The organism is Chromobacterium aquaticum, assembly GCF_021129195.1.
In the GTDB taxonomy this organism is placed as follows: domain Bacteria; phylum Pseudomonadota; class Gammaproteobacteria; order Burkholderiales; family Chromobacteriaceae; genus Chromobacterium; species Chromobacterium aquaticum.
In genome coordinates this window covers 49,016-59,734 of the sequence record NZ_JAJOHW010000085.1, presented here as the reverse complement: position 1 = coordinate 59,734, position 10,719 = coordinate 49,016, and the positions used below count along the sequence as shown (strand labels likewise).

The 10,719-nt window shown below is 64.1% G+C and carries 9 protein-coding genes; 5 read left to right on the top strand and 4 right to left on the bottom strand.

Going from position 1 to position 10,719, the window contains the following annotated elements; translation table 11 throughout:
• Together LQT98_RS13505 and LQT98_RS13500 are read right to left on the bottom strand one after the other, a co-directional pair.
• The coding region (locus tag LQT98_RS13505) for an Hpt domain-containing protein (RefSeq protein WP_231462804.1) at window positions 1-816 on the bottom strand (816 nt) is incomplete at its 3' end.
• Complete coding sequence (locus LQT98_RS13500; RefSeq protein WP_231462802.1) at window positions 803-1,105, bottom strand: STAS domain-containing protein; 303 nt, start codon at window positions 1,103-1,105, stop codon at window positions 803-805. The genes LQT98_RS13505 and LQT98_RS13500, both read right to left, overlap by 14 nt.
• 207 nt (window positions 1,106-1,312) lie before the next feature.
• Between LQT98_RS13500 and LQT98_RS13495 the strand changes: the two genes are divergently transcribed.
• Together LQT98_RS13495 and LQT98_RS13490 are read left to right on the top strand one after the other, a co-directional pair.
• The gene (locus LQT98_RS13495; RefSeq protein ID WP_231462800.1) at window positions 1,313-3,007 is read left to right on the top strand and encodes a methyl-accepting chemotaxis protein; all 1,695 of its coding nucleotides are present in this window, start codon (window positions 1,313-1,315) and stop codon (window positions 3,005-3,007) included.
• 46 nt (window positions 3,008-3,053) lie between these two features.
• The gene (locus tag LQT98_RS13490; protein WP_231462798.1) at window positions 3,054-4,799 is read left to right on the top strand and encodes a methyl-accepting chemotaxis protein; all 1,746 of its coding nucleotides are present in this window, start codon (window positions 3,054-3,056) and stop codon (window positions 4,797-4,799) included.
• A 107-nt stretch (window positions 4,800-4,906) separates the two neighbouring features.
• Here the strand turns inward: LQT98_RS13490 and LQT98_RS13485 are convergent, their stop codons facing one another.
• Entirely contained in the window at window positions 4,907-5,656 is a 750-nt protein-coding gene (locus LQT98_RS13485) for an endonuclease/exonuclease/phosphatase family protein (RefSeq protein ID WP_048411577.1), read from the bottom strand.
• Window positions 5,657-5,959: 303 nt separating this feature from the next.
• Between LQT98_RS13485 and LQT98_RS13480 the strand changes: the two genes are divergently transcribed.
• The 3 genes from LQT98_RS13480 (at window position 5,960) to LQT98_RS13470 (ending at window position 8,946) form a co-directional block, all read left to right on the top strand.
• Window positions 5,960-7,606 (top strand): methyl-accepting chemotaxis protein, encoded by a 1,647-nt coding sequence (locus LQT98_RS13480; protein WP_231462796.1) that lies wholly within the window; start codon window positions 5,960-5,962, stop codon window positions 7,604-7,606.
• A 424-nt stretch (window positions 7,607-8,030) separates the two neighbouring features.
• Complete coding sequence (locus tag LQT98_RS13475; protein ID WP_231462794.1) at window positions 8,031-8,396, top strand: hypothetical protein; 366 nt, start codon at window positions 8,031-8,033, stop codon at window positions 8,394-8,396.
• 355 nt (window positions 8,397-8,751) lie between these two features.
• Complete coding sequence (locus LQT98_RS13470) at window positions 8,752-8,946, top strand: hypothetical protein (protein WP_231462790.1); 195 nt, start codon at window positions 8,752-8,754, stop codon at window positions 8,944-8,946.
• 90 nt (window positions 8,947-9,036) lie between these two features.
• Here the strand turns inward: LQT98_RS13470 and LQT98_RS13465 are convergent, their stop codons facing one another.
• The gene (locus LQT98_RS13465) at window positions 9,037-10,656 is read right to left on the bottom strand and encodes a methyl-accepting chemotaxis protein (protein ID WP_231462789.1); all 1,620 of its coding nucleotides are present in this window, start codon (window positions 10,654-10,656) and stop codon (window positions 9,037-9,039) included.
• Window positions 10,657-10,719 lie beyond the last annotated feature (63 nt).

Below are 10,719 nucleotides of genomic sequence, written 5' to 3'. Positions count from 1 at the left end.
CGCCTCCATCGGCGTCAGCGCGCCGCGCGCCAGCCAGCGCTCCAACTGCGGCTCTATCGACGCGCCCAGCCGCTCCGCCAGCGCGCGGAACGCCGCCAGCGGCGCATGCGGCGGCAATATCCCCACCAGGCTGCCCTCGGCGATGAACTCGAACGCATCGCGCACCTGCTCCAGGCTGGCCGAACTCTCCAGGCTCAACTCCAGGCCAAGCAGGCAATCCGTCGGCTCCAGTTCGGCGAACTCCGGCAGCGGCGGCCACACCGGCGCCACCGCGCTCAAGCGGCCCAACTGCGCCAAATAACGCAGGCAGGCCAAGGGATCGAAACCGTCGCGGAACAAATCGGGATAGAAACGCAGCGACAACTGCCAGCAAGGCGTGGCGGCGGCGTCCAGCGCCTCCTCGCCCGGAACCGCGCATGCCGCGTCCTCCAGCAGGAACAACTGCAAGCGCTGCAACAGCGGCGCGCCGTCCGGCCAATCCGGCTCGGCGTCCACCGCCACCGCCTCCACCGCGTCCAGCATGCGCCGCAGATGATCGTTGCCAGCCAGCAGCAGGCTGACCAATTCGTCGCCAAGCGTGATCTTGCCGCCGCGCAAGCGCTCCAGCACGCTCTCCAGCGCATGGGCGAAGGCCACCAGCGCCTCGTAGCCGAAAGTGCCGGCCGAACCCTTGATGGTGTGCGCGGTGCGCAGCAACAAATTGAAAGTCTCGGCATTGGCGGGAAAGGCCACCGGGTCCAGCAAGGCGCCCTCCAGCGCCGCGCACAACTCGCGCGACTCCTCCAGGAAAATCGCCCTGGCCTTAGCCCAGTCCACCAACGCCTCCCGGCGGCGGCGTCAGTGTCACCCCCAGCAGCCCAAACGCCTCGCACAGCAAGGGATTGTCCGCTCGCCACTCCACGCGCCGCGCCTGCCGGCCAAACACCAGCAGCAATTGCACCGCGCAGCCGTCCAGCTCGGTGACGCCGGCAAAACCCAGCGACACCGCCTCGTACTCCAGCAAGGGCAGCAGCTCGCTTTTCAGCTGCGCCGCGGTATAGACCGTCAACTCCCCGCTCAGGCTGGCCCAGGCCCAGCCATCGGCGGTTTCCAGATGCAATGCCATATCCATTCCCAAAGCAGACGCCAGATGGGTTTTAACTCACTGTTTTTACTTAAGTGTTCGCACGGTAAGTAGTCAAGAAATGGATTGTTTTATAAAAAACAGAAACCGGGCGCGGATAGCTGGCAATGCAAGCACAACTACCTATAACGATAACAGCCGGCACCGCGCCGGCACGGGCCGGGCAACAAGCGGCATGGCGGGAGGCCTATGAAACTGAGCATCAAATCACTGCTGACGGCCAGCGCCGGCGTCTTCGCCCTGCTCTTGTTGCTGCTCCTGCTCTGCACATTGCGGCTGCGGCAAGAACTGGATTTACAGGCCCAGGCCGAGGCGCAGCGCAATCAAAGCTATTTGCTGGCCAATGAGTTGAGGCAAAGCTCGGACGACCTCACCCGCCTGGTCCGCACCTACGCCGAAACCGGAGACCCGCGCTACGAACGCCAGTACTGGGCGGTGCTGGCGATACGCAACGGCCAGCTGCCGCGCCCTCAGCACTACAACCGCATCTACTGGGACTTCATGGCCGCGGACGAACACAAGCCGCAGCCGGACGGCCCCGCCGTCCCGCTGCAGCAACTGATGCGCCAGGCCGGCTTCAGCCAGCGGGAATTCGACATGCTGGGCCAGGCCCAGGCCAATTCCGACCGCCTGGTCGCCACCGAAACCGCGGCGATGAACGCGATGAAAGGCCGCTTCGCCGACGGCCAGGGCGGCTACAGCCGGCAAGGCCCGCCGGACCCGGAGCTGGCCAGGCGCATTCTGCACGACCACCAATACCATGTGGACAAGGCCGCCATCATGCAGCCGGTGGACGCCTTCTACCAATTGATGGAACAGCGCACCAACCGCGCCGTCGCCAGCGCGCGGGAACGGGCCGGACTCTGGCTGGCCATCGTCATCGGCCTGATGCTGGCCGGCTGCGCGCTGGGACTGTTGATGTTCTGGACGATATACCGCCGGCTGTTCGCGATGTTGGGCGACGAACCGCTGCGCGTCACCCGGCTGATGCAGGCGGTGGCCGCCGGCAAGCTGGCCGCGGCGGCCCCGCCCGGCGGCTACCCGCGCGGCAGCCTGGCGGAAGCGATACTGCAAACCGTCACCACGCTCAGCCAGGCGATCGACGATTCACGGCGCGGCGCCGGCCATCTGTCGATGATGTCGGCGCAAATCAACCGCACCTCGCAGCAGTTCTCGCGCAATACCAGCGGCCAGGCCGCCAGCCTGGCCGAGGCCGCCTGCTCGCTGGAGCAGATCTCCTCCGCCGTCAGCCAGAGCAGCGACAACGCCAAGCTCACCGAAACCATGGCCATGCAGGCGGCGGAAGACGCGCGCCACGGCGGCGAAGTGGTCCAGCACACCGTGCTCAGCATGCAGCGCATCGCGGAACACATCTCGGTGATAGACGACATCGCCTATCAAACCAATCTGCTGGCGCTCAACGCCGCCATCGAATCCGCCCGCGCCGGCGAGCAAGGCCGCGGCTTCTCCATCGTGGCCCAGGAAGTGCGCAAGCTGGCCGAACGCAGCCAGGTGGCGGCGCGCGAAATCAGCGGCATGGCCGCCAACGGCGTCCAGCTCGCCGGCAAGGCCGGCGCGCAACTGGCGGCCATCGTCGCCTCCAGCGCCAAAACCGCCGGCCTGATCCATGAAATCGCCGCCGCCGCCAACGAACAGGCGCACGGCGTGGGACAAATCAACGCCACCATCCAGCAATTGAGCGCCGCCATCCGGCACAACGCCGGCCTGGTGGAAGAACTCGCCGCCATCTCGGCGGAAAGCCGCGGCCATGCGGACCAAGTGCACGCCCAGATGCAGCGCTTCCATGCCGACACCGCTCCCGCTCCCCAACCCGGAGAACCCATTGCCGGCCACGCCTCCACGGGTCATGGACCCCGCCCTTGACCGGCCACCGCCACAATAGTCTGCAGTACTGCGAGGAGATCTCCACATGAAAAACTTTCGCGCCAGCCAGGCCATCACCGGCCTGCTGCTGCTCATCGCGCTCACCTTTATCGGCGTGATCTACACCTTCATCTCCATGCGCCAGGCCGTGGGCGCGATGAACGAGGCCAGCGAAAACCGCTACCACTCCTACCTGCTGGCCTCGGAACTGCGACAAAGCTCGGATGACCTGACCAGGCTGGGCCGCACCTATGTCGTCACCGGCGACCCCAGCTATGAGCAGCAATACAACCGGGTGCTGGACATCCGCAACGGCAAGGCGCCGCGGCCGCAGGAGTACAACCGCATCTACTGGGACTTCGTCGCCGCCGGCCAGGACAAACCCCGGCCGGACAGCGAAACCGTGCCGCTGCAAACCCTGATGCAGCAAGCCGGCTTCACCGAGGGCGAGTTCGCCAAGCTCAAGGAAGCGCAGGCCAATTCCGACGGCCTGGTCAAACTGGAAGTGCGGGCGATGAACGCGGTCAAGGGCAAGTTCGCCGATGCCCAGGGCCAGTACACCGTCAGCGGCCAGCCGGACATGGAACTGGCGCGCAAACTGGTGCACAGCAAGGAATACCACCAGTTCAAGGCCCAGATCATGAAGCCCATCGACGACTTCTTCGTGCTGCTGGACCAGCGCACCAATGCCGCGCTGGCGCAGGCCAAGGACCGCCTGTCCAATAGCCAGCTGCAATTCCTCACAGCCATCGTGCTGCTGGTGGGCGAAATCCTGCTGCTGATCCTGCTGGGCCGGCGTCAGATCCACACCCAGTTGGGCGGCTCGGTCACCGACATCGAAGGCGTGCTGCAGGAAATCGCCTCCGGCAACCTGGCGGTGGACGTGCCCAAGGCGCCGGAAGCCAGCGCGCTGGGCCAGATCGGCGTGATGAACCAGCGCTTGCGCCGGCTGATCGGCGAAGTCAACAACAACGCCGGGCAGCTGGTCAGCGCCGTCGGCTCCCTGCACCAGACCACCAGCCGCATCAGCGACGACGCCGATCAGGTCAACCAGGCCATCAGCTCCAGCGCCGCCACCATCGAGCAGATCACCGTCAGCGTCACCCATGTCGCCGACACCACCGCCGACGCCAACGCCATCATCTCCCAGGCCAATAGCAGCGCCGAACGCGGCCGCCTGGCCGTGCATCAGGTGTCCGCCGAAGTCGGCAAACTGTCGCAAGCCATGTCCAGCCTCAGCGACACCCTGAACTCGCTGGGCACCCGCTCGGAGGAAATCAGCTCCATCGTCAATGTGATCAAGGACATCGCCGACCAAACCAATCTCTTGGCCTTGAACGCCGCCATCGAAGCCGCCCGCGCCGGCGAAATGGGCCGCGGCTTCGCCGTGGTGGCCGACGAAGTGCGCAAGCTGGCCGAGCGCACCGCCCAGGCCACCACCGAAATCACCCAGATGACCCAGGGCATGCGCCAGCAAACCGCCGGCACCGTCGCCAGCATGCAGCAGGCGCGTTCCACCGTGGATCAAAGCGTGGACCTGGCCCAGGGCGCCGCCAGCGAAATCGAGAACATCGGCGGCCTGATGCGGCAAGTGGTGGACACCTTCACCCAGATCACCCACGCCACCCGCGAGCAATCCACCGCCGTCGGCAATATCGCCCACACCACCGAGCACATCAACGGCATGACCCGCAGCACCTCCGAGGTGGCGCAAGGCGCCAGCGCCACCCTCAGCGAACTCAACGGCCACGCCAGCAAGCTCAAGAACGTGGTGGAACGCTTCCACATCTGACACGCCGCAATGCGACAGGGCGCCGCATTGCGGCGCCCTGTTCCTTATCCGCGTAGCGGATTCAACTGATGCCACGCCTCACGACGCGCAACGATCGTAAACAGGCACTACGCCGGCACCAGACTGGCGGCCAACGGCAAATGATCCGACAGCCGCGACCACGGCGCCCCCTTCAGCACCTCCGCCTCCAGCGGCTTCAGCCCGCGCACATAGATGCGGTCCAGCGCCAGCATCGGCAGCCGCGCCGGGAAACTGCGCGCATGGCGGCCAAACAGCTGATCGAACACCTCCACCAGGCCCAGGCTGTCCATCAACTGCTCGGTGGCCTCCTCGCGCCAATCGTTGAAATCGCCGGCCAGGATCAGCGGCACATCGGCCGGCACGTTCTCGCGCACATAGCGCGCCAGGTCCAGGTACTGCTTGCGCCGGTCCCGCGCCAACAGATTGAAATGCCCGCACAAGGTCACCACCGGCCGCTTCCAGCCGGCCGGCGTCACTTGGCAGTGCAGCAGCCCACGGCTCTCGAAACGGTTGACCGAGATATCGCGGTTGCACCAGGTATTGATCGGAAAACGGGTCAGCAAGGCATTGCCGTGGTGGCCATGCTCATACGCCGCGTTCAGGCCATACGCCGCTTTGTGATCCAGCCGCCGCGCCAGGAAATGGTGTTGCGGCAGCTTGGGCCAACTGGCGTGCTGCAAGGCGCGCTCCACGTTGCGGCCCTGCACCTCCTGCAGAAACAGTACATCGGCGTCTATGGATTCCAGCGCGGAGGCCATGTCGCCCAGCCGCACATGGCGGTTCAGCGGCGACATGCCTTTGTGGATGTTGTAGGTGGCTACTGTGATGGCTTTCATTTGGACAGGCTCTTGGAACCGCTTTTTTATGCTGATGCTTGAGTCGGACTCACCATCCAACGCCCCGTTCCCGCCGTGCCGGCGCGCAAGCGCCGCCGCGGCATGGACATGTATCTCCAAGATAAGCGCTGGCTGGCCAATTTCAATCTCCGCCTGCCGTTCATCTCCCTGGAAAAACCTATTATCGCCAAGAGCTTGCCGCTTGTCGCCCGCTACCACTCCGCGATTGCAAGATATATACAGCTGCACTACACACTTATAACAGTAGGTTCAAAAAACAATGCGGCACTTAGGGAGCGAGCGATGGGAAACTTTCTTGCGCAGTTCAGCATCCGGGTCAAAATCTTCGGCCTGATCGCACTGGGCGTTTTGGCCTGTCTGATCATCGGCACCGTCGGCGTCAGCAGCACCTCGGACATGAATCAACTGACCATCAGCATGCATGACAACCAGTTGATGCCGGTCAACTGGGTGGCGGTGGCCAACCAAAACGCGATTTACATCAACCGCGCTGATTACCGCTTTATCGCCGAAACCGAAAAAAAGCAGATGGATCAGGTCACAGCCAACCGTTCCAAATTCTTAGCGGAAATGAACCGGCTGATGGATCTCTATCGCAAAACCGTACTCACCCCGCCGGAAGTGGACGCGCTCAAACGTTTTGACGCCGCCTGGCCGGCCATGGAGGAAGCCTGTAAAAAAGTCCGCGACCTCAGCTACGCCGACACCGGCGACGGCGTGAACAACAAGAAAGCGCTGGAACAGATGTCCAAGGAGTGCCGGCCCAAATTCCAGATCGTCGACGATATCATGAGCGAAATCGTCGACATCAACGTCAAGCTGGCGGACCAGGCGCTGAAAGACGCCGACGCCAAATACCAGCACGCGCGCAACGTCGTCATCGGCGTGCTGGTCGCGGCGCTGCTGATCCTGCTGGCGCTGGGCCTGATGATACAGAACGGCATCATCGGCAGCCTCAAGAGCGCGATGGCGGCCTTGTTCCAGTTGGGCAGCGGCGATCTGGGCGGCGAAATCAAGGTTCAGGGCAAGGATGAAGTGGCGCAGATGATGCAATCGCTGGCCGATACCCAGAAGAAACTGCGCGTCACCGTCGGCGACATCATCAACTCCGCCACCAGCGTGGCCGCCACCGCCGAGCAACTGGCCGCCTCCACCGAACAAGTCAGCGCCAGCATAGGCCAGCAGGTCAACGCCACCTCCAGCGCCGCCGCCTCGATCGAGGAACTGACCGTCAGCATCGACCAATGCACCAATAACGCCTCGCTGGCGGACTCCCAGGCCAGCGAAGCCGGCAGCCAGGCCAAGATCGGCAATAAGGAAGTGCAGGACTCCACCCAGCAAGTGCGCAAGGTCAACGATAGCGTGGCCACCTCGGCCAATAATCTGGAATCGCTGTCGGAACAGGCGCAGATGATCAGCAGCATCGCCACCGTGATCAAGGAAGTGGCGGACCAGACCAATCTGCTGGCGCTCAACGCCGCGATCGAAGCCGCGCGCGCCGGCGAGCAGGGCCGCGGTTTCGCGGTGGTGGCCGACGAAGTGCGCAAGCTGGCCGAGCGCACCACCGGCTCCGCCACCGAAATCACCCAGATGATCGCCAAGATCCAGGCCGGCGCCAAGGACGCGGTGGACAGCATGCGCAGCAGCCGCCACATCGTCAGCCAGGTGGTGGAATCGTCGGAGCACGTCTCCACCACCATCAGCTCGGTGGAAGAACGGGCGGAAGAAGTGGTCAGCGCCATCAGCGATATCGCGCTGGCGATGCAGGAGCAGCGCCAGGCCAGCACCGACCTGGCCGGCCGCGTGGAGGCGATTGCCCAGATGTCCAAGGAAAACGGCGTGGCCGTCGATGTGTTCTCGCAAGCCACCCGCGAGCTGGCGGTGGTGGCGGAGCGGCTGCAGCAGACCACGCTCGCCTTCAAACTGTAAGCTTCGCCCGCTTCAAGCCCCGCCCCGCCGGCCTCGCCCGCGGGGCGTTGGCTTTATTCCGGCCGGCGCTGCATTGACAGCCAAGGCCCGCCTCGCCAACAATAGCCCCGCGCCGCTGCAACTGCGGCGTTCGGGATTGGCCTCCCGAGAGAGACGTTCTCGCTATTGCTTTGCCCATTCGGGCGGGCCATGGCGAGGGCACCCCATGGGTGCGCCGGTATGAACGTCTCCCGGTAGGCCAACCTTGTCATGCGCCCGCCTAACCGCGCCCCGCGGCCAGGCTGGCATCAGCTTGAGGAGGTTGCAATGTTGAAGTCTACCCAGCGGAGTCTCCGCATCGTCTCCCTTCCATCCCCCGCCCCGGCCTGGCGCTTGCCCGGCAGCCCATCCGTCCCCGCGTCCATCCACCTGCAGGAGGCGCGCCATGAGCAAAGTTAAAATCCTGAGCCTGCGCGCTCATTACCGGGAACGGGACCGCCGCGAAGCCGGGCTGCCCTTTGTCGGCCCGGCGCCGGATCGCAACTACCCGCACTATTGGCGGGTGCCCCAATGCCGCACCTTTCCCGAGGCGTTTGATCTGGGCGAACGCTACGGCGCCGCCTTGCTCCAGCTCTTCCACGATTACCCCGACCATGCCGGCAACGGCCTGCTTGGCCGCATCGTGCGCGATATGGACTTGCTGGATTTCAGCCTGCAGCGCGGTCTGCCCCTGGGGGTTTTCCACCACCTGGAAGTCATGATGTCCGCCGGCCAACAGGAACAAGGCGCTGAGGCGCCGCCGCCCGCCTGAGGCCGCCGTCCGGCCCGGGCCGCTCCAGGCCTGGGCCTTGTCAGCGCCGCACTTGGGGAATCTGGCAATGGCTGCCGCCGGCAAACTATGGTACAAAGCCTGCAATCCTTGCTGCGCGCGGCTGACAAGGCGGTTGCGCGAGTCACCTGTTTGATCCATTCACCCTACCCTCTTGGTGCCGGATAAAAACCACAGGCGGGTGACTCGCCCAGCCGGCGCCGCACGCACCCTTCCGTTCCACCCCGCCTCGCTTTCCCCTGAATCCCGTTCCGTCAATGGCCTAAAGGTCCGGTGCTTAATTTGTCCCGCGCCTTACCATGGGGCTTCGATTCATCAATCCGTAAAGGAGAGTCAGATGGCCAAGAGCAAACGTTCCGTCAAGAAACTGGCAGCGCTGGCGGACAAGGTGCGCGGGCAGAAGAAGGCGACCAAATCGGCGCGCAAGCTGGCCGCCAAGGTGCTGAAGCACCCGATGACCGACAAGCCGGTCAAGAAGAAAGAACAGAAGCGCGCCAAGAAGGACAAGGCGGACAAGCAACAGGCTGAATAAGCCTCCCGCGGCTCAAGCCCTTTGAGCCCGCACGCGTAAAGGCGGCCGCCGGCAACTCTGCCGCGCCGCCTTTACGCATTCCGCCGCCGCTCACACCTGATAGGCGGACACCGTCTGCAGAATCACCCGCGCCTGTCGGCTCAATTGGCCGGCGGCATCCGCCGAGCCATTGGACGCCGAGGAGTTTTCCTCCGCCATCTGCGCAATCTGTTCCACCCGCTGGGCAATGGTGTTGCTGGCCACGCTTTGCTCGGCGATGCTGTTGGAAATATCGCGCACCAGTTCCATCGCCTTGCCGCTGCTGCTGCGGATCTGGTCGATGGCGTCATTGGCGGCGCGGGTGTTGGCGGTTTCCTGGTGCACTTGTTCCACCACTTTTTCCATGCTCTGCACCGCTTCCAGCGTGCTGCTCTGCATTTTGTTGATGATGGCGGCAATCTCGGTGGTGGAGCTGGCGGTGCGTTCCGCCAGCTTGCGCACCTCGTCGGCCACCACCGCGAAGCCGCGTCCCATTTCCCCGGCGCGCGCCGCTTCAATCGCCGCGTTCAAGGCCAAGAGATTGGTTTGGTCGGCGATATCCTTGATCACCCCCATCACCGAGGCGATGGTGGCGCTGTCTTCTTTCAATTGCCCGATACGCTCGGCGGCGTCGGTGATCGCGCCGGCCACCTCGGTGATGCCGCGCACGGTGGCGGAAATCACCTGCCCGCCCTCGGTGGCCATTTCGCCGGCCTGTTGCGCCTGGCCGCGCGCTTCCACCGCGCTGGAGGCGACATGGTTGATGCTCACCGTCATCTGTTCCACCGCCGCCGCCATCGCCGCCGCCGATTCGCTCTGCACTTCCGAGCTGCGCGCGATTTCATGAGTGTTATTGGCCAAGCCGGACATCGCGCCGTCTATGGTGCCGATGCTGTCGCGGATTTCCTGGAAGCTGCGTTGCAGATTGTCCAGCAACTGATTGAAGGCGGTAGCGGTTTCCCCCACCTCGTCCATGCGCCCCACCGGCGCGCGCAGGCGGAAGTCCTTTTGCTGGTTGACATTGAATAGCGTGGAACGGATCTGGTGCAGGCTCAGGCGGATATGGCGGAACAACACCCAGCCCAGCGCGCCGCTGAGCAGCAGACAGGCGGCGATCACCGCCAGCGAGCTGCCGAAGGCCAAGGTATAGGCGGCGGCATTGTCCTTGGACAGGCTGTCCGCCAGCGCGTAGTTAAAGTCGATGTGGTCGTTGAGGTCTTTGGCCAAGGCCTTGGCGGAGTCCGGTATCGGCCCAGCCACCAGCATGGCCTGCGTCGCCGCGCCCGGATGCTCGCGCGAAGCCTTCAAAAAGCTCTCGCGATTATTGCGGTAGGCTTGCAGATCCGCCCGGTCCTGCTGCAACAGCTTGCGGTCCGCGTCATTGGACAGCAGGTCTTTCTCATAACTGGCCAGCACCTGCTCCAGCGCCTTGTCGCCTTCGGCGATCTGCGCCTCGGCGTCCGCCTTGCTCTTGGCGTCGACGGCGATGCCGTGGCGATACGCGGCGACGCGCATCTTGGTCAAGGCCAGCAAGCCCTGGTCCAGCGCCCGGATGCTGGGGAAGGTATTCACCTTCAGATAGTCAAAACGCGCATTGGCGCTTTTGAGTTGCCACAAGCCGTAACTGCCAATACCGATCAAGGCCAGCATGGCCACCATCATGGTCAGCATGAGCCGTTGTGAGATATTCATTTTGTTTCTCCGTTTCTTCGCCCGACACCTATGTCTTGTTATAGGCGCAGCGAAAAACCCAGA

Excerpts from the sequence above, each read along its gene's own strand:
- LQT98_RS13500 (WP_231462802.1), bottom strand. The coding sequence starts at position 1,105 with ATGGCATTGCATCTGGAAACCGCCGATGGCTGGGCCTGGGCCAGCCTG.
- LQT98_RS13495 (WP_231462800.1), top strand. The coding sequence starts at position 1,313 with ATGAAACTGAGCATCAAATCACTGCTGACGGCCAGCGCCGGCGTCTTC.
- LQT98_RS13490 (WP_231462798.1), top strand. The coding sequence starts at position 3,054 with ATGAAAAACTTTCGCGCCAGCCAGGCCATCACCGGCCTGCTGCTGCTC.
- LQT98_RS13485 (WP_048411577.1), bottom strand. The coding sequence starts at position 5,656 with ATGAAAGCCATCACAGTAGCCACCTACAACATCCACAAAGGCATGTCG.
- LQT98_RS13480 (WP_231462796.1), top strand. The coding sequence starts at position 5,960 with ATGGGAAACTTTCTTGCGCAGTTCAGCATCCGGGTCAAAATCTTCGGC.
- LQT98_RS13475 (WP_231462794.1), top strand. The coding sequence starts at position 8,031 with ATGAGCAAAGTTAAAATCCTGAGCCTGCGCGCTCATTACCGGGAACGG.
- LQT98_RS13470 (WP_231462790.1), top strand. The coding sequence starts at position 8,752 with ATGGCCAAGAGCAAACGTTCCGTCAAGAAACTGGCAGCGCTGGCGGAC.
- LQT98_RS13465 (WP_231462789.1), bottom strand. The coding sequence starts at position 10,656 with ATGAATATCTCACAACGGCTCATGCTGACCATGATGGTGGCCATGCTG.